Annotated in this window: 20 protein-coding genes; 4 read left to right on the top strand and 16 right to left on the bottom strand. The window is 45.0% G+C overall.

Features of this window, described 5'->3' with window-relative positions:
• Positions 1-93 precede the first annotated feature (93 nt).
• The 9 genes from mfd to NXH67_RS13905 form a co-directional block, all read right to left on the bottom strand.
• Positions 94-3,672 carry a transcription-repair coupling factor gene (mfd, locus tag NXH67_RS13945; RefSeq protein WP_272797770.1) on the bottom strand — a complete coding sequence of 1,193 codons (3,579 nt, stop codon included), beginning with the start codon at positions 3,670-3,672 and terminating at the stop codon, positions 94-96.
• Between the two features lie 15 nt (positions 3,673-3,687).
• Positions 3,688-4,317, bottom strand: a complete 630-nt coding sequence (gene pth / locus NXH67_RS13940) for an aminoacyl-tRNA hydrolase (protein ID WP_022778890.1) — start codon at positions 4,315-4,317, stop codon at positions 3,688-3,690.
• A 98-nt stretch (positions 4,318-4,415) separates the two neighbouring features.
• Entirely contained in the window at positions 4,416-4,715 is a 300-nt protein-coding gene (gene spoVG, locus NXH67_RS13935; RefSeq protein WP_022778889.1) for a septation regulator SpoVG, read from the bottom strand.
• Positions 4,716-4,831: 116 nt separating this feature from the next.
• Entirely contained in the window at positions 4,832-5,950 is a 1,119-nt protein-coding gene (gene glgD / locus NXH67_RS13930; protein WP_272797769.1) for a glucose-1-phosphate adenylyltransferase subunit GlgD, read from the bottom strand.
• 1 nt (position 5,951) lies between these two features.
• Positions 5,952-7,220: a glucose-1-phosphate adenylyltransferase gene (locus NXH67_RS13925; protein WP_272797768.1), complete on the bottom strand. Its 1,269-nt coding sequence runs from the start codon at positions 7,218-7,220 to the stop codon at positions 5,952-5,954.
• 318 nt (positions 7,221-7,538) lie between these two features.
• A complete protein-coding gene (locus NXH67_RS13920) occupies positions 7,539-8,672 on the bottom strand; it encodes a hypothetical protein (RefSeq protein ID WP_272797767.1) in 1,134 nt (377 codons plus the stop codon).
• Positions 8,673-8,733: 61 nt separating this feature from the next.
• Positions 8,734-9,297 carry a hypothetical protein gene (locus NXH67_RS13915; protein ID WP_272797766.1) on the bottom strand — a complete coding sequence of 188 codons (564 nt, stop codon included), beginning with the start codon at positions 9,295-9,297 and terminating at the stop codon, positions 8,734-8,736.
• A gap of 337 nt (positions 9,298-9,634) precedes the next feature.
• Positions 9,635-10,129: a hypothetical protein gene (locus NXH67_RS13910; protein ID WP_272797765.1), complete on the bottom strand. Its 495-nt coding sequence runs from the start codon at positions 10,127-10,129 to the stop codon at positions 9,635-9,637.
• 95 nt (positions 10,130-10,224) lie between these two features.
• The gene (locus NXH67_RS13905) at positions 10,225-11,427 is read right to left on the bottom strand and encodes a flagellin (protein ID WP_272797764.1); all 1,203 of its coding nucleotides are present in this window, start codon (positions 11,425-11,427) and stop codon (positions 10,225-10,227) included.
• A gap of 162 nt (positions 11,428-11,589) precedes the next feature.
• On the opposite strand from NXH67_RS13905, the gene NXH67_RS13900 reads away from it, so the two are divergent.
• From NXH67_RS13900 to NXH67_RS13885, 4 genes are all read left to right on the top strand, one after another.
• Positions 11,590-12,906 carry a Mur ligase domain-containing protein gene (locus NXH67_RS13900; protein WP_272797763.1) on the top strand — a complete coding sequence of 439 codons (1,317 nt, stop codon included), beginning with the start codon at positions 11,590-11,592 and terminating at the stop codon, positions 12,904-12,906.
• Positions 12,907-13,351: 445 nt separating this feature from the next.
• Entirely contained in the window at positions 13,352-14,434 is a 1,083-nt protein-coding gene (locus NXH67_RS13895; RefSeq protein WP_022778882.1) for a DnaD domain protein, read from the top strand.
• A 184-nt stretch (positions 14,435-14,618) separates the two neighbouring features.
• A complete protein-coding gene (locus tag NXH67_RS13890) occupies positions 14,619-15,602 on the top strand; it encodes an ATP-binding protein (RefSeq protein ID WP_022778881.1) in 984 nt (327 codons plus the stop codon).
• Positions 15,602-16,816 carry a ribose-phosphate pyrophosphokinase gene (locus NXH67_RS13885; RefSeq protein WP_022778880.1) on the top strand — a complete coding sequence of 405 codons (1,215 nt, stop codon included), beginning with the start codon at positions 15,602-15,604 and terminating at the stop codon, positions 16,814-16,816. Before NXH67_RS13890 ends, NXH67_RS13885 begins: the two co-directional genes overlap by 1 nt.
• Before the next feature lie 161 nt (positions 16,817-16,977).
• Here NXH67_RS13885 and NXH67_RS13880 read toward each other — a convergent pair whose 3' ends face one another.
• The 7 genes from NXH67_RS13880 to NXH67_RS13850 form a co-directional block, all read right to left on the bottom strand.
• On the bottom strand, positions 16,978-17,559 hold the full coding sequence (locus tag NXH67_RS13880) for a hypothetical protein (RefSeq protein ID WP_272797762.1): 582 nt from the start codon (positions 17,557-17,559) through the stop codon (positions 16,978-16,980).
• Positions 17,556-17,978 carry a hypothetical protein gene (locus NXH67_RS13875; protein WP_272797761.1) on the bottom strand — a complete coding sequence of 141 codons (423 nt, stop codon included), beginning with the start codon at positions 17,976-17,978 and terminating at the stop codon, positions 17,556-17,558. Before NXH67_RS13875 ends, NXH67_RS13880 begins: the two co-directional genes overlap by 4 nt.
• A gap of 116 nt (positions 17,979-18,094) precedes the next feature.
• Complete coding sequence (locus tag NXH67_RS13870; RefSeq protein ID WP_272797760.1) at positions 18,095-18,757, bottom strand: HAD family hydrolase; 663 nt, start codon at positions 18,755-18,757, stop codon at positions 18,095-18,097.
• A 46-nt stretch (positions 18,758-18,803) separates the two neighbouring features.
• On the bottom strand, positions 18,804-20,063 hold the full coding sequence (locus tag NXH67_RS13865) for a hypothetical protein (protein ID WP_272797759.1): 1,260 nt from the start codon (positions 20,061-20,063) through the stop codon (positions 18,804-18,806).
• 34 nt (positions 20,064-20,097) lie between these two features.
• Positions 20,098-20,580, bottom strand: a complete 483-nt coding sequence (locus NXH67_RS13860) for an RNA polymerase sigma factor (RefSeq protein WP_272797758.1) — start codon at positions 20,578-20,580, stop codon at positions 20,098-20,100.
• 413 nt (positions 20,581-20,993) lie between these two features.
• Positions 20,994-22,166: a GNAT family N-acetyltransferase gene (locus NXH67_RS13855; protein WP_272797757.1), complete on the bottom strand. Its 1,173-nt coding sequence runs from the start codon at positions 22,164-22,166 to the stop codon at positions 20,994-20,996.
• A gap of 3 nt (positions 22,167-22,169) precedes the next feature.
• Positions 22,170-23,288, bottom strand: coding sequence for a helix-turn-helix domain-containing protein (locus NXH67_RS13850; RefSeq protein ID WP_272797756.1), 1,119 nt, complete (start codon positions 23,286-23,288; stop codon positions 22,170-22,172).
• Positions 23,289-23,420 lie beyond the last annotated feature (132 nt).

Raw genomic sequence — 23,420 nt, 5'->3', positions numbered from 1 at the left:
TGAGTCAATGGGGACGGTTCTTTGTGACTCGCTTCGTGAGTCACAAAGAACCGTCCCCATTGACTCACAACCGTCCCCCAGGTCTCCATTTAGTTAACTCTTAACCAGTAGCTCCTGCATTCTCTCCACAATATTCTCGGTATCCTCAAGAAGCTTCTGTGCAGCCTTCTCGGAGCCGCCTTCTTTTTTGTATTTATATACAAATACCGGTGTTCCGGCGCTGTGGAACTGCATTGAACCCTTGTAACCTGAAATGAATCCGGGAATCTTGCCGGGATCTATCTTGGCTGCAGGACTTATCTTAAGCTCGATAATTCCGTCTCCGCCCTTGATCTCCAGAAGGTACAGGGCATGGGCCCTTGTGCGGAGCAGGGATATACGTAGAAGGTTCGTTACAGTCTCGGGAACCTCACCGAATCTGTCCAGCAGCTCATCTCTCATATCGTCGCATTCGCCCTGGTTCTCCAGACTTGCAATCCTCTTGTAGATCTCCAGTTTCTGCTCTTCGTTCATGATATATGTATCAGGAATAAAGGCGCTGACATCAAGATCAATACTGGTGTGGATGTCCTCCAATGTATAGTCCTTATCTTCCTCGCCCAGGTCTGCACTCTTTTTGTGCCTTACGGCTTCACCCAGCATCTTACAATACAGATCGTAACCTACGGCCTGCATGTGCCCGGACTGCTTTCTTCCAAGAAGACTTCCGGCTCCACGTATCTCCAGGTCTCTCATGGCAATCTTGAAGCCGCTACCAAGGTCAGTAAATTCACGAATCGCTGAAAGGCGCTTCTCCGCGATCTCTTTTAACATCTTGTCCTTCTTATACATAAGGAAGGCATAGGCAGTCCTGTTGGAACGACCTACACGGCCCCTTAGCTGATAGAGCTGGGACAGTCCCATCTTGTCAGAATCATGGATGATCATGGTGTTAACGTTTGGAATATCAAGTCCCGTCTCAATGATGGTGGTGGAGACCAGAACGTCAATGGTTCCGTCGATGAAGTCGTACATGATGCGCTCCAGCTCCGACTCCTTCATCTGTCCATGGGCAAAGGCCACATTGGCCTCCGGCACGAGCTTCTGAATCTGAGCCGCCACATCAGCAATGTTATTGACCCTGTTATAGACATAGTAAACCTGCCCGTTTCGTGACAGCTCTCTCACAATGGCCTCACGAACAAGCTCGTCGTTGTACTCCATTACATAGGTCTGTATAGGAAGTCTGTCGTTGGGCGCCTCCTCCAGAACGCTCATTTCCCTGATACCCACCAGCGACATGTGAAGGGTTCTCGGAATAGGCGTAGCGGACAGCGTCAGAACATCAACGCTCTCCTTCATGGTCTTGATCTTCTCCTTGTGAGTTACACCAAAGCGCTGCTCCTCATCCACGATAAGAAGTCCAAGATCATGATACTGCACGTCCTTAGACAGGATTCTGTGGGTTCCGATGACGATATCCACAAGACCTTTTTTCAGGTCTGTCACAGTCTTTTTCTGCTCAGCGGGGGTTCTGAATCTGGACATAAGGTCCACCCTCACCGGGAAGTTTCTCATTCTCTCGGAAAAAGTGTTGTAGTGCTGCTGCGCAAGAATCGTTGTAGGCACCAGAACTGCCACCTGCTTGCCGTCCTGAAGAGCCTTGAAAGCAGCGCGAATAGCGATCTCCGTCTTACCAAAGCCAACGTCTCCGCAGATAAGTCGGTCCATGATCTTGGAGGACTCCATATCCCTCTTGGTATCCTCAATGGCCGTCAGCTGATCCTCCGTCTCCTGATAGGGGAAGGCATCCTCAAACTCCTGCTGCCACACCGTGTCCTTGCTGAACTCATAGCCGATGGCCTGCTGCCTCTTTGCATAGAGATCCACCAGGTCCTGAGCAACCTCTTCAACGGCAGCCTTGACCTTACTCTTGGTGTGGGACCAGTCGCCACTTCCCAGCTTGTTAAGCTTAGGCTTGTGGGTAGTCTCGTCGTCTCCGCCTGAGGCATATTTCTGGATTACAGACAGGCCTGTTGCCAGAACGTACAGATTGCCGCCACCGCCGTATTCCACCTTGATGTAATCCTTTACCACGTGGTCCGTCTCAATCTTCTCTATTCCGCGGTATATTCCAAGGCCGTGGTCCTCATGAACCACGTAATCGCCTATCTTAAGGTCAGCAAAATCCGATATCTTCTCGCCCTTGTACTGGCTCTTTTTCTTCTTTTTCTTTTTGACATGCTCGGTAAAAATGTCACTCTCGGCAATTACTGCGAACTTGATCTCCGGATACTCGAAGCCCTTAAGGATCCTGCCGTAGTAGGTCATTATCTCGCCGCACTGCAGCGTCCTTCCCGGATCCTCGCTGTAGAAAGCAGAGACCATATTTTCTCTGAGGTCCTCAACTATACGCTTAGCCCTGGTTCTGGAACCGGACAAAATAAGAACCCTGTAGCCCTTTCTGGCGTACTTCTTAAGATCACTTACCAGAGCGTCAAAGCTGTTATTATAAGCTGCGATACTTCTGGCACTTATCTCAAAGCTCATCTCCGGCTCAAAAGCATTCTGGGCCTTAGGCATCTGCAGCGCAGAAATAAGCACCCTTCTGCCGTTACCCATTCTGGCAATACAGTTCTCCACTGAGTAAAGAAGATCCATCTGCCCCGGAAGAATATAACCCTTCTCTGCTCTGTGGGTCATGCTCTCCCTAAACTCCATCTCAACAGCTCTTGCATGCTCCAGCACGTGCTGCGGCTCGTCAATAAAAATGCAGCTCTTTCCCTTGGGGAACATCTCCTGCATTGTAACCGTATCTCCGTAAAAATATCTGATGTAGCTCTCTAAGTTAACGCCGCAGTGGAGCTCTAACAGCTGTTCCTTGAGTTCCTCCACATTGGTCTTAAGCTGGTGGGCCTCCTTGGTCTTAAACTCTCCGCGAAGCCTTGCCACCATTTCCTCAGCCTCATCCTCGATCCTCTTAAGGCCCTCATGAAGCCGCTTGTCATCCATTATGATCTCGGAGGCCGGATAGATCTCGATGGACTCCAGTTTCTCCAAGGATCTCTGGGACAGGATATCAAAGCTTCTGATGGACTGAATCTCATCTCCCCAGAGCTCTATTCTGTAGGGATTTTCCTCTGTCAGGTCAAAAACGTCCACGATGTCGCCTCGAACCGAGAACTCGCCGGGACCTTCTACCTGGTAGTTTCTGACATAGCCCATCTCCACCAGCTTTTTGCCTATCTCGATCTCGTCGATCGGTCTGTGCCTGTCGATGGGAAGAATGTGCTCCTTGATGACCTCAGGCTTAATCTGGGGCGCCATAAGAGCAGCGAAGGTTGTGACCACAGTCACAGGCTTACCCTCTAAAAGCCTTCTCATGCAGCGTATCCTCTGCCTTACTATCTCATTGGAATGAACATCTGCCTGGTAAAAGATAAGGTCCTTGGCGGGATAGACTGTGACATTCTTGTCGTAAAATTTATAGTCCTCATATATCTCTTTTGCCCGAAGATCCGAGTAGGTAACGATTATCCTATACTTGAACTCGGAGCCGATACCATTGATAAAATGAAGCTTCTGGGAATCCACACAGCCGCTTACTTCTGCGCAGGCAAAGGGCTTGTCCAGAAATTTATTAAGTTCTTCATACTGCGGTAGTTCATGTAAAGGTGTTAAAATCGCTCTCATAGATTTTTCCTGCTCTTATTCCTTCTTGCCGTTGAACTTGTTCATTGCGGAGTCGACGCCGTTTTCCATGATCTCCACGACTGCGTCGGCAGCCCTTGCCACTGACTCCTTCATTGTAGCTGCATCTTCTCCCTGGAAGTGACCAAGAACCCAGTCCACCATATCGTATTCCTTGGGTTTCTTGCCAACGCCCACTCTGACGCGGCTAAACTCGCTGTGGCCCAGCTGAGCTATGATATTCTTAAGTCCGTTGTGACCACCGTGACTTCCCTTGGGGCGGATACGAAGATTCCCGGGATCCAGCTCCACATCGTCGGAAATGACGATGAGCTCCTCCTTGGAATCCACCTTGAAATAGTCGCACAGGGGCCTTATGGCCTCTCCGCTGAGGTTCATATAGGTAAGGGGCTTAACAAGCAGCACCCTGTTGTTTCCGATTCTTCCTTTTCCGAAGGCAGCCTTAAACTTGGTCTCTGTAAGGCCGATGTTGTATTTATCCGAAAGGGCATCTATTACGTCAAAGCCCACGTTATGTCTTGTTCCAAAATACTTTTTCTCAGGATTTCCCAAACCTGCAATAATAAACATTCTTCCTGATTCCTCTTCCTTTTCTTTTACAAAAATTCCCCTGATAAATTTAAACATAATCTCCTCCCAAGTGCCAGGCACCGAAAAAAAGAGGGCTTAAAAATTTAAGCCCCCTAAAGTATCATTTTTTCCCAATATATGTCTTAAGCTGAAGGTTACTCAGCTGCAGGAGCAGCCTCTCCATCTGCGGTCTCCTCGACGTCAGCCTCTTTATCAAAGGCCTCAAGAATGGTGTCCTGTAAAACCTTACGCATATCTGAATTGATTGGGTGCGCAATATCACGATACTCACCATCTGCAGACTTCTTGCTGGGCATTGCGATGAACAATCCCCTCTCGCCCTCAATCACCTTGATATCATGAACTACGAATTCATTATCAAATGTAACTGATACTACTGCACGCATTTTTCCCTGCTTAGCAACTTTTCTGACACGAACATCTGTAATCTTCATTATTTTAACCCCCTCTTGGTTAAGATTTAAAGTGTCGTTATCGGGTTACTTTATTAAGTTTATTATAATACTTTTAACCGTTTTTATACAAATATAATTATTTTTTTACCCCAATGTTAAAGAACGTATCTCTCATTGTTCTCAACTACGATCTTGATTCCATTATCTTCCTTGTAGTAGGAGTTGGCCTGGATGGTTCCGTGGCTCTCCACGATGCAGTTCTCAATATGTGTATTGTCCCCGATATACACATCGTTGAGGATAATGGAGTTCTTGATGTAACAGTTGTTGCCGATGAAGGCTCCCTTGAATATCACGGAGTCCTCAATGGTTCCGTTGATGATACATCCACTGGAGACAAGGCTGTTCTTAACGTTAACCCCCACGTTATACTTAGCCGGCGGAAGATCTACAACCTTAGTGTAGATTCCCGGATACTCTCTGAAGAAGTACTGTCTTACCTCGGGCTTGAGGAAATCCATGTTGGTTCTGTAATAATCCTCAACCGATGCGATGTTGTTCCAGTAATCCTTGATCTTGTATCCGTAGATGCGCTTCATATCCTTGTACCTTACCAGGATGTCCCTTACGAAGTCGTATCTCTCTTCCTCTTCAGCTCTCTCGATGAGCTCGATGAGCTGTCTCCTTCTGATCACGTAGATACCGCAGGAGATGGTGTTGGATCTTGATACAACAGGCTTCTCCTCAAACTCTTCGATACGGCTCTCCTCGTTCATTCGGATAGTTCCGAATCTCTCGGTATCAATGTCAGCCGGCATGTCCTTGCAGACAACTGTGATGTCGGCCTGTTTCTGAATATGGTATTCAAGGAGTTTGGCGTAGTCCATCTTGTATACGCAGTCGCCCGAAGTAATGATTACATAGGGCTCATGACAACTCCTTAAGAAATCAAGGTTCTGTGCAATGGCATCTGCTGTACCTCTGTACCAAAGATTACCTGATGCCTTAACTGCGGGAGTGAAAACATAAAGTCCACCCTGCTTACGTCCGAAGTCCCACCACTTGGATGATGAAAGATGTGTGTTAAGACTTCCTGCATTGTACTGTGTAAATACGGCAACTGTCTGGATATGTGAGTTGGTCATGTTGCTGAGGGCAAAGTCGATACTTCTGTAAAAACCTGCCACAGGCATAGCACAAACGGCTCTTCTCTTGGACAACTCCTGCATTCTGCTACTGCTGCCACCTGCTAAAATAATGCCAATCGCCCTCATGTCAATCACCTGCCTTATCTAATGTTCTGCCGCTGTCGAGAACTCCGTTAGGATAATCCTCCAGGGTAGTTATTCCGGAAACCATTGTATTCTTGCCGATCTTCACATCGTTTGGAATAACAGATTTCTCACCGATAGTGCAGAGACCTTCACAGTAGATACCGGGCTTGGTCTCGTTGGGCTTCTCTTCAAAAGCGCCTAAGGTAACACCATTTCCGATCTTGACCTTCTCGGCTATGATGCCCTTCTCAATGGAGCATCCCTCTCCTATCTCTGTCTCGTTCATGATGATGGAATGGGATATAACTGTATCCTTGCCGATCTTAACACCGGGGCCGATTACGGAGTTGTATACCTTACCGTAAATCTCACAGCCCTCACCTACGATGCTGCGCTCAATGGCGCTGTCCGGACCCATGTACTGAGGCGGCTGAACATCGCTGGCGGTGTAGATCTTCCAATATTCCTCATAAAGGTTGAACTCAGGAACGATATCGATAAGCTCCATATTTGCTTCCCAATAGGAAGTAAGAGTTCCGACATCCTTCCAGTAACCATCGAATTCATATGCATAAAGAGACTGACCCTGTTCCTTGCAGTAAGGAATGATATGCTTACCAAAATCCAGACCTGCCTGGTCCTTGTTCTTGATAAGAGCCTCCTTAAGTGCCTTCCAGCTAAAGATATAAATACCCATAGATGCAAGGTTAGAGCGAGGATGCTCGGGCTTCTCCTCAAAGTCGATGATGCGCTTGTTCTCATCCGTGATCATGATACCGAATCTGCTTGCCTCCTCCATGGGAACAGGCATAACAGCGATGGTAGCATCAGCGCCGCTTGACTTGTGGAAGTCCAGCATGGTCTCATAATCCATCTTGTAAATGTGGTCACCGGATAAGATGAGCACATAGTCAGGATTATAATTCTCCATATATTCAAGATTCTGGTAAATAGCATTGGCTGTACCGGTATACCATTCACTGTTGGCGCTCTTCTCGTAAGGCGGAAGAACTGTTACTCCTCCGAAGTTACGGTCGAGATCCCACGGGATACCTATTCCAATGTGAGAATTAAGTCTGAGAGGACGATACTGTGTTAAGACTCCTACAGTGTCCACTCCTGAATTGATACAATTGCTAAGCGGGAAATCAATTATTCGATATTTCCCCCCAAAAGAGACTGCCGGCTTGGCCATCTTGGCCGTTAGTACGCCCAGTCTGCTGCCCTGGCCCCCTGCCAAGAGCATGGCGATCATTTCTTTCTTTATCATGTTCCACCTCGTTGCAAATTTGTCGCTTGAAACCGCAGAAAATACGACATTTTTTGAATCACCAGGAAACCGCTTTTTTCCTATATAAAAGTATATCATAAAGAATGTACTAAAAAAACATTATTGAATACTTAAATTAATAAGATTTTTTGATTTTTCAACGTAAACGATTAAGTACGAGGTGGCGGGATATGATATTTGATTTATTGTTCCAACAGGCGTAAAACACAGATAAGTTGATATCTTTCCACGAAAAAACCGCCGTACCGGGAATCCGGCACGGCGGGCTGAACTTTTGTGTAGTAAATTAGTAGTTAATTACTTACTCTTGTTAGGCTCTACTGTAAATGTTCCGTCTGCATTTGTGAACTCGATTACATGAGGTACCCATCCATCTGTAGGCTTAGCTGTGTATCCGTATGCCTTATAAATCTGCTCAGCAGTTAATGTAAATGTACCGCTGCTTGATACTGTAGGCTTTAACTGAGGTGCGGTTGTTCCAAATACATCTTTGCCATCAATCTTAAGAGCTGTCAGATCACCAGCAGCAAGTCCGCCTTCTGCAGTTGCTCCGATTGTATATGCATTGCTCTTAAATGTTACAACGCCATTTTTTCTGTTTTGTGTCTCTGCTGCTACAAACTTAACTGAAAGTGCAGGAGCAACTTTAGCCTTTTTTACGGGGTTAGCACCGCTATTGTCCTCGTATGTTAATGCAACGTTAGGATTGGCAGCGCCTGTAAAGTAAACATTGACGCTTGAAAGAGCTGATGCTGCAACATTATCTTTAAGAGCGTATGTGTACTTCTTGTTTGTGTCATCCCAAGCAGTAACATACTGGTCTTTTGATGATGTAACACCTACTGACACAGGTGTTTCCACGTCATCGTCAGGCATTACTGTAAGATTACCTGTCTTATTGGTGTACATTCCCATGTAGATAGACTTAGCAGCATCTCCGGTACCAGAAAAATCTTCTTTTGTGGCACCTGCAGGAAGAGGATTAGTTGCATCAATTCCTGCCCACTTTGCAGTGACAGTAACAGTAACAGGATCAGTACCTTTGTTAGTAATAGTAATTGGTGAGCTTACATTTGACATTCCGCTTGCTTTACCATTGTTATAGTTAACAAACATTAATCCCTTGGAATCATCAATCGATGTTGTATTAAGACCATATCTTGCGCCCTTTGTTTCCTTGATCCAGCCATCCAGATCGATAGTATAGGCAAGTCTATCCTTTATAGCTGCGGATGTAGGAACACTAACAACAAATGCATGCCTGTCTGCAGCAAGTGCTGCACCAGCCTCATTACTTCCGGTACCTTCAATGAAACTAGTTGCTGTAGTAATGCTCTGATCAGTTGCTTCACTTGCAAATGCTGTTAATGAGCTTCCAAGAATCATTGTTGAAACTACACCAAGTGCTACTACTCTTTTGAAATTGTACATAATAAATTTCCTCCTTGATTTTCAATATGGGCAAACTTCCATTTTTACCCCGTTACATTTACTACTCCAAAACCTTTACAGTGACACCAAAGTCGCTTGTCGTAAGAGTGTTTCTTTCATCATCCACCAAGTGATACTCAACAGTGCAGTCATAGGTTCCAGCATCCAATGGCTTATCCAGTTTAAAAGTATCAAGCTCTGCTCCGAGCTCAAGAATAGGTGATGAATATATAACCTCTCCGGTCTCGTCAACTATGAGATCAAAGTAAATGGCCGTTTCGTTGGTTGAATCATTAGCTACGTATGCATCGTTTGTTGCATCACTGCCGCTTGGAAATGTCCAAACAGCATTCTGTGTAGCAGTAAAAGTCTGGGGTATATAGGTATCAGGTGCTTTTAGCATATTTTCCATTACTTCTTCTGCGTCTTCCGCAGAAACAACTGCTTTATTTTGCACCTTATCCGCAGCAACTTCAGCCTGCTTGGTACCACGGAGCACCATATACGCCAAAACTGAAACTGCACATATCAAAGCTACCAAAACAATAACAACAGCTGCTACTAAAAGTTTTTTCCTACCATCTCCTTTCTCCATTGATTCCGTCTTAATATTTTCTGAACTCATGATGTACCTCCGTAACCTGTCTTCACAAATAAGTCAATGAAGTAATACGTATAGTTGTTCAGAATATATATCGGCATCTTCTGTGAGAAACTTTAGCTGTAAGTAAAACTTTTTTAATTACATGAACGTTCCTTGCTTGTTGTAAACGCATTGTAGCACCCATTTATAAACTAAAAATAAACTAGTAATAAAAAGAATGGATATTCGGTCATTTTTAATTGCTTTATTTCACACATATTGCTTAAAAATGAAATTTTATTAAGACGCCATCCCCCGGAAGGCCGCAGAAAGGGCGTAGCTACGCGGTTTCCGTAGCTACGCCCTATATAGACTTTCCTTATGCCTGTTTTCTCTGAAGCTCTCTGATATCACTGGAATTCTTCTGAATTGCCAGCTTCATAACCTCTATATCGGTTATGGCAGAATCAAATCTGTCTGCGCTCTCTGTGTACCTCCTGGAAGTATCCAGATAGCACTGCTCGATGGTACTGAGTCTTGGAATTACGTTGTTTTCCATCTGGCCAACCTTGATCACCCGTACATCCTGTTCAAGGTTATCCAGTCTTGGAATCACATTGTTCTCCAGCATATCAACCTTGACAACCTTCAAATCCTGTTCGAGGTTATCAAGTCTCTTATCAATGCTTTCAAATCTCTTGCCAATGCCTTCGAATCTCTCATCAATGCCTTCGAATCTCTCATCAATGCCTTCGAATTTCTCATCAATGCCTTCGAATTTCTCATCAATAGCATCAAGTCTCTCGTCAATAGTATCGAACCGCTTAGAAAACAGTCCTTCTATTGCATTTAAATCTTCTTTTGTTAAAAACATTTTTTCCTCCTTATCTAAGAGGACCCCGTCATGCAAAATTATGATACCACACCCCAACCGAAAATCTCAATCTCAAAATTCCCCCGCAAAAATCATTACTGCAGCAGCGATAGCACGCCCTGGTTGGTCTGGTTTGCCTGGGCAAGCATCATCTGGCCGGCCTGCATAAGTATATTCCTATTAGAATATTCCACCATCTGTTTTGCCATATCCGTGTCACGAATAGTGCTCTCTGCGTCCTGTGTATTCTCTATTACATTCTCCAAATTCCTTACGGTATGCTCTAATCTATTCTGATAAGCGCCCAAGTTGGAACGTTCTCTTGAATTGATCTCAATAGCATTTTTTACACATTCAATACCCCGCAGGGCTCCCTCTGCCGATCTGCCCTCCACATTCACATCCCACAGTTCCAGGGTACTGCAGTTAATGGGATTGATACTGAGCATCAGCTCGTTTTCAGGCTCTGAACCAACCTGAAGCATCAGCTCCAGAGGGCCTGCAAACTGCATATAGAAGTTTCCTTCTTCATCTCCGCTACTTTTATATTGAACACTTACCGCACCGGTCTGCTCCACGTTAGCTCTCATCAGTGCGTTGGCTATATCCCTGTAGACACTTGACTTGGATATCGGATAGGGATGATCGATGGTTCCATATTCTATCTGTTCTTCTCCGTCCTCAGGCTGAGTAATGGCTGCTCCGTCCACAGCGTAGTAAACGGTCTGTCCGCCCTCCTCTCGGGATATTATGTCTCCACGCCGGAGAGGCGTTATTGAATAACAGGCCAGGTCTTCATCACTTGTGGCTGCGGTAAGGCTCCCACCTCCTATTCCGGACCAGGGGATATCAGGCATATTGGGAGTAACCCAGTTCTGGGGTATGCCGTCTAATACATGTAGTTCATTAAAAGATGTAGTGGATCCGGTTCTGTCGATCTCAACCTGAAGCTCGTTGATCTCCTCCTGAATATAGGATCTGTCTTCATATGTAAGGGTGTCGTTGGCAGCCTTAACACAGAGCTCGTTCATTCTCTGGAGCATCTCATGGATCTCATTCATGGCGCCTTCTGCGGACTGCAGCAGGGAAATTCCGTCCTGGGCATTATCCGTAGCCTGAGTAAGCCCGCGCACCTGCCTTCTCATCTTCTCTGATATGGCAAGACCCGCTGCGTCGTCCGCTGCTCTGTTTATCCTGTATCCCGAAGATAATTTTTCAGATGCCCGTTTCTGGTCACGTACATTAATATTCAGCATTCTGTTCGCATTCATGGCGAGTAGACTGTGCTGTACGACCATCTTTTTCCCTCACATAAAAAAGTACATAGTTCCATTTCTTATATCGGCATAAGTCACCATATTTTTGACATATATATAATAAGTAATATAATGATGTAGGTGTCAAAAGGTACTTTTGACACCCATATCAAAATATTAATAAGAAGAATCGAGAAAACTATTATGAATATATATATATCAGGAATATCCGGAACCGGCATGGGACCCCTGGCTTTAATGGCAAGAAAGGCCGGAATTAACGTGTATGGCTCCGACAGAAGCCTTGGCGCAATAGCAAAAGAGCTTGAAAATGCCGGTATCGAGTATCAGGTGGGCCCTCAGGACGGAACATATTTTTCCGAAAAAATAGATACCGTGGGAATTGACTGGTTCATTTACACCTCAGCACTTCCCCAGGATCATCCTGAACTTTTGATGGCAAAAGAGCGTGGGATCAAGGTCTCCAAGCGTGATGAGCTCATCGCGAAGCTGGTAAAAGAGCTTGACCTTAAAATGGTGGCTGTAGCAGGAACCCATGGCAAAACTACCACTACCTCAATGCTGGTCTGGGCTATTGATAAGCTCAGGGATGAGAATGGTAACAGACTCCTGCCCTCTTCATATCTGGTGGGAACCATTCTTTCTTTTGCCCCATCGGGGTCTTACAAAGAGGGAGATAAGTTCTTTATATATGAAGCGGATGAGTACGACAGGAATTTCCTTCATTTCCATCCATGGGTCAGCCTTATAACCTATGTGTCCTACGATCATCCTGATATTTACAAGACAAGAAAAGATTACGAAGAGGCCTTCATACAGTTTGAGGAGCAGTCTCAGAACGTGATCTTTGCTACAAAAGAGGCATCTCTCCATGGCATAGACGTCCTTACAGCAGGAGGAAAAGAGCCCCGGATCATCCCTGAAATCGACAAGCGAATCACTCTTTCGGGAAGTCCCAGAAGAGAGGATGCCACCAGTGCATTTTTCGCCCTGAAGGAAATGCTTCGTTACTGCGGCCGGGAGGTTTCAGACGAGAAGCTAATTGAAGTTTTGAATGAATTCCCCGGAGTAAGACGCAGATTTGAGCGGGTAAGCGAGGGCTTTTACTCAGATTATGCCCATCATCCGGAGGAGGTAAAGGCCACTATTGATATAGCTTCGGAAGAGGCAGGAAAGCTCAGCAAAAAAGGTGTTGTTGTAGTTTACCAGCCCCATCAGAACACCCGTCAGCACGAGGTCAGAGCCCTGTACAAGGATGCCTTTGACAAAGCAGACAAGGTTTACTGGCTTCCCACCTTCCTTACAAGAGAGGATGAATCCCTTCCCGTGATCACACCCAAGGAATTCATAGCTGATTTAAATACAAAAGATAAGGCCTTTGTGGCAGAGCTTGGTGATGACCTTGCAGGCAAAATAAAATCAGATCACAGCGAAGGCTACCTTATCATACTTCTGACTGCAGGACCTGCGGATGCATGGTTCAGAGAAAACTTTAGTTGAACAAAAAAGTTCCTTTCGCTAAATTGCACTAAGGGTAATTTGTTGATAACACCGGGAGCCGCAGATGTGGTTAAAATCGGGGATAGGCTCCCCCGCAGGTAATACTTTTCCACTTTTCCACTTTTAAAAAACAATTTATGTAAATCATTCAATGTGGATAACAGCCATCAATTGTGGGTAAACGTTTTCGTAAAAATTCCCGCTAACGATGGCTGTTTTTAATTTCTCAGGAAAAAATAATCCACGTTATCCACATTGTCCACAAAAGAATGTGTATAAGGAAACTCAGGCCCCACCTGAAATATCTTCGTTACATTTGTCCATATCATATAAAAAATCACCATGCTATAATCTGAATTGTTCCGAAAAACATAAGAAAAATTTTAGATTCTTAATAAATAGGCTTATGGTTTTGGATAAATGTGCGAAGTAGGTGATTAAGTTTATGATGGGGCGAGTTTCAATCAGTCATTCTTTAGGGGAGGATTCAACAAATGTATCAAATATCTTTATCGACGAATACATGCAGGACGCAAACGACGCGCAGATTAAGATCTACCTCTATCTGCTGCGGATGATGAGTGCGAATTTATCCACCAGCGTTAGTGCTCTGGCCGATAAATTCAACCATACGGAAAAGGATGTTATCCGTTCTTTAAAATATTGGGAGAAAAAGGGACTTATAAGTCTCGAGTACGATGCATCACAGAATCTTACCGGAATTCATATGGAAGATATCACTTCCCAGAAAAACACCGTAAGAAAGAAGGAGAACACAGTACTCAGGGCTCTTCCTCCTGTTACACAGGCCGTTCCCGAGAAGCCCAACTATTCTGTGGCCATGCTCAGATCCTTTAAACAGTCTGACGGCCAGGGACTTCTTTTCATTGCGGAACAGTATTTTGGAAGAACTTTGAATCCCACAGAGATTTCAACTATATATTATATTCACGATGAGCTTAAATTCTCAGACGAACTTTTGGACTATCTGATGCAATACTGCGTCGATAATCATAAAACTGACTTCCGTTACATGGAGAAAGTTGCCATTAACTGGAGTCAGGAAGGCATCACAACACCAAAACAGGCCCGTGCGGAGAACTACAGACATGACAGTGACATTCTCACTATCATGAAGGCACTTGGTATGGAGAACAATCCTACAGATAAGGAAGTGTCCTACATCAACAAGTGGCGTGGGGAGTTGGGATTTACGATGGAGATTATCTTGGAAGCCTGCGACCGTACTGTTTTGGCCACACAGAAGAACCGTCTTCGCTACTGCGACGGTATTCTGAAGAGCTGGCATGAGAGTAAAGTTATAACCAGGGAGGACATTGCCAGACTGGATGCAAGTTTTACCGCAGATCTCAAACAAAAGAGATCCAAGGCTTCCAATTCCATCGATAATAAAGAACGTTACGGCGAATCATCTATTCGCCTTGGCGCTAACCAGAACCGTTTTAATCAGTTCCAGCAGAACACCTATGATTTTGCTGAATTGGAAAAAAGGCTTCTGGACAACTAATTCATTGGCTGTCTGCTGCCATACGCGGCAGGTGGCGATCGAACGCTTCGGTCAATTGGGGAATTGGTCCGAAGAATTACAAAAGCCTGGCCCTGTACTTTGGCTTAGCGGTGGCAATTACGCCTTCCCTGATACACGTACAGGGCTCTAGTTTTGCAAGAAAATCAATGCGGAGGAGAATAACATGGCACTGACCAATGCTCAATACGACGCGATCATGCATGAATATGAGGAGAGACGCTCCCTTCACAGACTTGAACTGGAGGAACGTCAGCGCTATGTTTATGAAAATGTCCCGGGCTACAAGGAGCTGGAGGATGAATCCGCCAGTGCCAGCGTACGCTTTGGTAAAAGACTTCTCTCCGGCGAGAAGCTGGACAGAAATATACTTAAGAACCAGCTCGCAGAGCTGGCTAAACAGAAACAGATTCTTTTGACGGAAGCTCAGTTTTCTTCCGACTTTCTGGATATGGGCTACACCTGCCCCGACTGCAAGGACACAGGTTATATCGGCAATGAGAAGTGTCACTGTTTCAAGCAGAAGATCATTGACGTACTGTATGACAAGTCCAATCTGAAGGCCCTCGCCAAGAAGGCCAATTTCAAGATTTTAACAGATAAATACTATCAGGGAGAAGATCTTAAGCGCTTTCACGGAGCAAAGAAGGCTGCTGAAGATTTTATAAATAGTTTTAAGGAACACTACCAAAATTTATTCATTTATGGTACAGTGGGTACTGGCAAATCCTTCCTGTCTGTTTGTATCGCCAACGAGCTCCTCAAAAAGGGAAACTCAGTGATATATTTCAGCTCTTCGGGTTTGTTCCAGTTACTGGCGGACAACGCCTTTAATCCTCAGAAAAAGGTCGACAGACAGAGCACCTACGATGATATTTACGGGTGTGACCTTCTGGTGATCGACGATCTTGGAACGGAGCTCATCAACTCTTTTGTTGCCTCGGAGCTATTCTCCTGCATCAATGAGCGAGATATCCGCAAAAAGAGCACCATCATCACCACCAACCTTTCTCTTGAGCAATTACAGGCCACCTATTCTGACCGTATTTTCTCAAGGATCACCAGTAACTACCGACTTCTTAAGCTATCAGGTCAGGACATCAGAAGTATTAAAAAACTTGCTCAAAAAGAAAGTGAGGTTGTGCAGTAATGCCAAGAAGAGAAGAGAAACGTAATCTGGAGACCATTCCTGTAGGTTCCCTGGGTATCATACCACTTAAAGGTGTAAGGTCACTTGCAGATAAGGTTGATTACTATCTCGTTAAGTGGAGAGCAGAACGAGAGAATGAACATAAAGGAAGCCTGGCTTTTACCGGCTATGAACGTCCTTCCTATATTCTTGATGCGGAGGTTCCAAGATTTGGTACCGGTGAGGCCAAGGGTGTTATCAAGGCTTCGGTCCGCGGAGATGATCTATACCTTCTTGTAGATGTTTGTAACTACTCTCAGACCTATTCTCTGTTTGGTCAGGAAAACCACATGTCCCCTGATGATCACTATCAGGATCTTAAAAGAATCATCGCTGCTGTAGGCGGCAAGGCAAGAAGAATCACAGTTATCATGCCTTTCCTCTACGAGTCAAGACAGCATAAGAGAAGTTCAAGAGAATCTCTTGACTGTGCTATCGCTCTTCAGGAGCTGGTGAGCATGGGTGTTGACAATATCATTACCTTTGACGCTCACGATCCCAGAGTTCAGAATGCTATTCCTTTAAACGGTTTTGAGACCGTTCGTACTACATATCAGTTTATTAAGGCTCTCCTTCGCAATGTTTGGGACCTTAAGATCGACTCAGACCACATGATGGTTATTTCTCCCGATGAGGGCGGAATGGGTCGTGCAATCTATCTTGCCAGCGTTCTTGGCCTTGATGTTGGAATGTTCTATAAGAGACGTGACTACACACAGGTTATCGACGGCAGGAACCCTATCGTATCCCATGAGTTCCTCGGAACCAGCGTTGAGGGCAAGTCAGTTATCATCGTTGATGATATGATCTCCTCCGGCGAGAGCATGCTGGATGTAGCAAGAGCCCTCAAGGAGAGAAAGGCTGCAAGAATCTACGCCTTCTCAACCTTCGGTCTTTTCACAAGCGGACTTGAACAGTTCGACAAGGCCTACGAAGAAGGCATTATCGACAGAATCCTTACAACCAACCTGATCTACCAGACTCCGGAGCTTCTCTCCCGTGAATGGTACATCAGCTGCGATATGAGTAAGTATATTGCTTACCTTATTGATACACTAAACCATGATGCTTCCATCAGTGATCTGCTGAATCCGGTAGAGAGAATAAATAATATTATCGAGAGATACAATTCAGGAGAGTTGAGAGCTTCTATGGAAGCAGAAAAGAAGATCTGAATTTCCCTACGGGAATGAAATCAATTGCGCATAAATAAATTAAGACTATGTCTTTTCTATATACTATAGAAGGCATAGTCTTTTTCATGCGTCCGGCGCAATTCATTGTACTGCTTTTTGCTGCTATATCCCTTATCCTTTTCTCGCCCTCTATAAGCTTATTATCCGTTTAGTTCATCCTCTATATCCAGTGCCGTCTCGTAGGTATTACGAAACTGCTCCTGAGAATAATAATACGTAGTTATTTCATGATAGTACTTTCCATACTTGGCAGAATCAAATTTCTTATTTTTTATTAGTGAATCGCTGAAATTATCGGGACAGATAAACCCTATATACTCTTTACTATGAATTTCTTTGCCCTGATTATTGTTATAAATAAGTACATCTGTAACGCGCACCTCAAACCTATTTTTTCCCTCTTTCGTTACAGTAATATCTACCTTATCATTCTCAAAACGATATCCGTCGGTAGGAGGTTCTGCCTGGACGCTGAGTTCGAACCTGTCAAACTTAATCTTGGAGAAGAGGCTCTTATAGTAGTAGTACTTAACACCATCCCTTTCTACGCAAATCTCATTGCCTGAAGTTTTACCGGATGAACCTGCTGTTACAATCTCCGGACTACTTCCCTCAAGAGTAGGCTTAAACATAGAAAATATTATCGCTATAAAAATAATTAATGATGCAATTATTCTCAGCGTAATAATAAGCACTAATAACAGCGTATTTCTTTTTTTCATATTCCCTCCACCTTATTGTTATATTTGGGGGAATTATGTATCGTGATTATCACGGCTAATATCGAGTAACATATTCCAAAGCAGGTATTCATCTTAAGTCCCACATCCGGAACTGCGCCTTCAATCGACATTATATATCTTCCGGCGAATCCTGTGCAGAAGCTTATTACAGTTCCTGTAAGTACCGCGATCATAAGGCCTGTATCCAGAGGCCTTTCTTTGCCATTTGCAAAAAGAAAGCCTACAAAAGCCATTGTGCTGTAGCCAACTCCAAGGGCGGAACTCATAAGGCCAAGAAGTAAGGCAGTACCGAAGTCTCCCAGAGTTAATCCTCTGCGTTGAATATAGCTGTCAATCACAAATGTAGACATATACAATATTACAGGTATGAAATTAAGGAACCACAACTTCTTTTTCATTTTCTCTCTCCGCTTTTATGTAAAAAAATTTGTTTAATAAGCTCTTATATCAGAAAGTATATAGTATTTGCGGGATGAGATAAACATGTATAAAAGCAAATTATGGCATCGTATTTTTATGATGTAGGTGTCAAAAGTCCCTTAATATCAAGTAGCGACGGAACACAGGCATACAACTTTTTACTCAGTTCCTCGTCCGGCTGTGTCAGATCCGGCACCATGATGACATTACAACCGGCCTCATATGCACTGGTAACACCGTTTGGCGAATCCTCAACAGCGAAGGTCTCTTCCGGAGAAAGTCCAAGCTCCTTACAGGCATAGGCATAGATATCGGGCGCGGGCTTACCCTGCTTTACCATATCTGCACAAATTATTCTGTCAAAATGGTCAAAGAGTCCGAGCTTAATAAGATAGCCCTTAGTTCTCTCATATTCATTGGCGGTTGCGATACAGGTAAGAATGCCGCGCTCGCGCAGCCATGTCAGGATCTCCACAGCACCGGGCTTAAGGGGAATCCCCTGCTCTTTAATAATATCTGCCACAAGGCCTCTTCTGTATTCTCTTACTGTATGATAGTCGAAATCCTCTCCGAACCACTCCTTGAACTTAACCGGTGCAAAAGGCCTTCCCAGTGAACGCATCTCCAGAGGCATCCAGGGCTCGCACTCATATCCAAAGTGAGCCAGAGCCTTAGGCCAGGCTATCTGATAGAATTTCTCGGTATCGGTCAGGGTACCGTCTAAGTCGAAAATTACTGCTTTAATGTTTTTAGACATTTTTATCTGTTCCTTTTTATCACAAGCCGTCCCCTTGTCAGGTCTATCAAAGCTCGTAGTATTCCGCATTAATATATTTCGTATCATCCTCAAAGGCTGAGGGCTCAGTGTGTGTTTCATTCACTTCCACGGTATTTCCGCCTCCAAAGATACTTGTGATCAGCGACTTCACAGTGTCCGATCCAATGAATGCAACGTCTGAGGAAACAGAGCTTACAGCCCCTTTCTGTTCATCGCTGCAGGTAACCTTGGCGCAGTCCCTGATCTTGAGCCTTTCTCTGATAAGCTCAGCAGGGATATCTTTTGCAATCTTAAGAAGAGCACAGTCTCTTATCAGTATACCATCTGCTGCCGCTTCAATGGTTACTCTGTCAAGGTTGGCAATCGGCATATCTTCTATTACGATGCCTTTGGCGACAACGATTTTTTTGTAGGAAGCCTTGATCTCGTTAAGTCTTGGAACACACTCCTGATTGGTGACCAGCTCGCCCTCCACAACAAGGGATTCAAGCCTGTTAAGAGCGCTCATATTAGCTGAGGAAATGTGAGCATCTCCGATGATATACAGGTTGGTTCCGTAGGTATTGACGAACTGCTCGTCGATCTCGTTCTCATCAGAAACGACAACCCTGCAGTTATCGGGTATCTCCACGATCTCCGCCTCTATGTTAAAAAGAGGAAGCGCCGTCTCCAAGTGACTCTGTCTGATATAGATCTTGTCCGTTGAAAACTTCACGTTCTTCTCAGAGAGTTTGGCAAAATCGGTCTCGGGATCATTGTCGTAGATAAAAGTAGCTGCGAAATAGCCAGTATCCCTTGGCGCTCTCACAGGGAAATACTTATCCAGCTTGTAGCGATTGTCCATGAGCACGTAGTCATCTGGATATGCCTTGGTCATGCCGTTTATGGAAAGTCCCGGGAATGGCAGCATTGCGGCAATGCTCTTGGGGCAAAGGATGATTCCGTTTACTGTGATGCGGCAGTATTTTTTCAGAACCTCCTGGGAACCGGGGGCTATCTTCAGCATTCCGTTGACGGAGATAGCGGTACCCTCTGCCACGGTTGAATTGGGCGAAATCTCATATACACCGTTGATGGTCTGGGTCATGTTGCCGGGAGCTTCGCCGATGTCCTTGCTCCTAACCTCCTCTGCCTTGATGTTAAAGGGAAGTCTGTTGAGGATTTCTTTACTTCTGTCATCAACGATAAGGTTCTCTGTATAAATTCTGATACTGGAAAACTCCTTGTAGTTGTCTTCGTTAATTCTTCTTGCGTCACAGGTTTCGCAGTTGATTCTGAGTTTCATGTTTTTCCCCTTTCAAACGTATGTATTTATGCTCTTAAATTATCTTTTTCTTTAGATGTTCTCTTGCCTCATGGAGCTTGCTTCTGACTGTCCCCGGGGGAAGTCCCAGCATTTCTCCTATCTGTTTGGAGGAAAAGCCCTCCACATGCCGAAGGATCAGTAGCTTGGCCTCCAGAACATCCATGGTCTTAAGCACCTCAAGGATCTCTTTTTCCGAGTACTTGTCATAGAAGCTCTGCTGCATAGGCAGCTCCTCTGAGCCTGTCAGCTCTCCCTGAAGGCACTCGTTTTTTCTTTTCCTCACGGTGTCGATAAAAACATTCTTGATGGTGCGATAGAGCCAGGCTCTTTTCTGCTGAAATGTCAGGCCCTCAATCTCGTCGTAGTGATCGATGGCCCTTAGGAACCCCTCCTGAACCAGCTCCCTGGCCATGTCCTCGTCCTGAGTCATGATGCAGCACCACCTGAGCAGTTCGGTATTTAGTTGTTTATACAAGTCGGTAATTTCCTGCTCCATATTTCGGCTCCCCTTAGTGGTCAGTCCCCATCAACAAATTGTGAACTTTACCGGCTGGCAGATGTCAACGTTGTTCTCTCACAATTGTACAACTTTTCTATTAGATACCACGAGTGAAAATGCTTTTTTTCCTTAAGCGCCAGCTGAACCAGATACAAATTAACCATAATTATCCTCCAACGATCTACAACTATCCATAATCATTTGTTACTGTTCAAAAGCGCTTTCTGTATATATAACGTTTGAAGGGGGAAAAGTGTTGAAACTTTTTAAAGTTTTTTTCAGATGACAAGTGGGGGAGTTTTTATACCAGTGGGGACGGTTCTCTTTGGTATATTTTGTACATATCTTCACATGCACAAAATATACCAAAGAGAACCGTCCCCACTGGTATAAAAAACTCCCCCACTGACTTACAGTTCCTTCTCATAGCACAGGAAATCCTGGTCGTACATAAAGCACTCCCCAACCACGTTGAATCCAAAGGTGGCATAACAGCGGATTGCCTTGACATTGTGCTTATTAACTAAGAAATGAATTCCCTTGTAGCCGCGTCTTTTCAGCTCTTTCATTCCGAACCCCAGCATTATCCGGCCAAGGCCCCTACTCTGCTCATCCGGAAGCACTGCCAGTCTGGCAAGCTCGCTTGAGGGATTAAGATTCGGGTTCCAGCATTCAAGGGCGTCCACGTCCGGATCCTCCTCCAGTGAGATGGCGGCGTGGATCCTGCCATCAATTTTAAGAACATACAGGGCATCTCTGGACAGGTCAAAATCTATGGTCTGATCAGAAGGATAGTCCTCATCCCAGGGGCAGAACTCGCGGCCCTTCTGCATGTCGTACAGGGCAAGGATCTCAGCTCTGTCCTCTTTAGTTGCAAGGACAATCTGATGTTCCGCCACGTTATCACTACAGATGTTATTCTTGGTTACAGGCTGAGCTACCGGTGTGAGTATCTCCTCAGGCTTATCCACCACATATGTAGCTCCTGCGCTCTCCAGCTCTTTCGTGTCGCCGTAGCCCCAGAGGACTCCGACAGAATCAATGCCAAGCTCCCCTGCAGAAGCAATATCATAATGTCTGTCTCCAACCATAACAACGCTGCTCTTGTCCGTAATTCCACACTCTGTCAGCGCAAGTCTTATAACATCTGTCTTGGTCAGTACATCTGTGTCGTTGGCAGTTGCCACCACATCGAAGTACTTGTTAAGGCCAAAGTGCTCGAGAACCAGCTTGGTTCCCGGAGCTCCTTTGGAAGTGGCGATGGCAAGCTTTTTCCCAGACTTCTTGAGATTATCAAGAAGCTCTGTGATTCCGGGATATACCTCATTCTCCAGGGCTCCGCCATGGTTAAAATAATATTCTCTGTATAAAGTTATGGCCTTCTGAGTATCCTCCTCGGAGTACCCAAGCGCTTTTCCAAAAGAATCGGAAAGGGGCGGGCCGACGAATCTACGAAGCTGCGCTCTGTCCGTCACGGGCTTTCCCATCTTTGCCGTTGCATATTCAAAAGAGTTCATGATTCCCGGACCGGAATCCGTAAGTGTCCCGTCAAGGTCAAACAGGTATGTCTTATAGTCCTTCATTAGTTAGTTGTCTCCATGTACATCTTTGTAGTACTTGCTGTCTGTAGTTGCGTTGAAGCCATCAAGGAAGTATTCCTTTGGCATATATTGTTCATAGTCAAGATCCATAAAGTAATTGCAGAAGATCTGCTCAGCGTAGATAATCCGGCCCTCGCCGTCTGTCAGCGCATAGACAAAGCCGTTGTAGGAATCCGCATTTACTGCGAGCAGCTGATAGGTCTTTTCCTCTTCCACGTCGTAGTAGCCGGTGTATTCGGTGGATTCATAGGCTTTCAGCCTTTTTACCTCTGCGTCGTACTCTGCAGGGCTATAGTCAACCACAAGATATCCTAAATACTGGGCATCCCAGGGGTTGTAGTAGACCATCTTGAAATCCTCCACCTTCATGGAGTCAGTGATCTTCTCAGGCCATATGGTCTCATCCATGCCCCACTTGGTCCACTGAGTATCCACGCCTTCCTGATATGCTCCGTTGGAGAAGTTCATATATTCGTTGTAATGGGAAACATCGTCGTACTCTTCAATTGGCGACAGCCCCACCATAACCATGAGGATTCCAACAATAACAGTCATTACGATAACACGCCAGAATGCTACGGCCAGGCCTATAATAGTCGCGAGCTTAATACTGCGTACAAGCTTCTTGTTCTTCACAATCTTCTCCAAAAGCCCTGTCACATATAAGGTAACAACTGACATTATAACCAGCGCTATAAATGTAACGAACAGGACTCCTTTGTTTATCTTGTTTGAAGCGATCCCAATCGTCTGTAATCCTATCGACAGTAGCAGAACCAGAACTCCTATGAAGCTTATGATCTGCATCCTGCGAAGGAGCTTACTCTTTTCCTCATTGGCATAATCCGCCATCTTGGTGGCCACTTCCCTTACTTCCTTATCCATCATCTCGCTTTTTCTCTCCCCTTCAATAATCTCTCTGACATCAACTCCGTAGAAATCTGCGATCTCCACCAGCAGCGATATATCCGGAAGATTGCTCCCGGTCTCCCACCTTGAAATGGATCTGGTGCTCACGTTAAAAACCTGTGCCAGCTGCTGTTGTGTCATCTGTTTCTCATGCCTTAGTTCTCTCAAAAATCTGCCTGACTTTTGCTGATCCAAATGTGTTCTCCTCCTCTTCCTTAGGATATACCAAGTGTAAAAAAGTCCTCCGCCAAATACAACGACACAAAGCGAGAAATGCCCATATTTAGCCACCGGACACGGTATGTCCTGTCGGATTTATACCAATGG

Origin of the sequence: Butyrivibrio sp. DSM 10294, from assembly GCF_028539135.1 — a bacterium.
Lineage (GTDB): Bacteria > Bacillota > Clostridia > Lachnospirales > Lachnospiraceae > Butyrivibrio.
The sequence above is the reverse complement of the archived record's forward strand: the minus strand, read 5'-3'. Positions and strand labels throughout refer to the sequence as shown.